Below are 267 nucleotides of genomic sequence, written 5' to 3' on the forward strand. Positions count from 1 at the left end.
GATGAAGGTGTGCACCTCGATATCACGGCAACCGCCGCCCAGGCTGTTCAGCAACTGGTCTTGGCTGTTGGCCAGGGTGATGATCTCGTCCTTGTTGCGCAGCAGGCTGAGGCGCGCGTTGTAGGGATCGCTGACACCGATGATCTGTACCTGAGCACGCATCAGCGGCGCACTACTGGAGGTCTGGAAGCCCCCTGCCGGACGGGTCAGCTTGGCCATGAACGAGGCCGCCGCAACTACCGAGGGCTCCTCCACCACCAGCGGGAT

1 pseudogene is annotated in these 267 nt (G+C 62.9%); it reads right to left on the reverse strand.

Annotated features, from left to right (window positions below):
• A pseudogene (locus AC0IYH_RS31905) lies at window positions 1-267 on the reverse strand (hydroxymethylglutaryl-CoA reductase, degradative); the annotation flags it as partial.

This window comes from Pseudomonas sp. AC463, assembly GCF_979253585.1.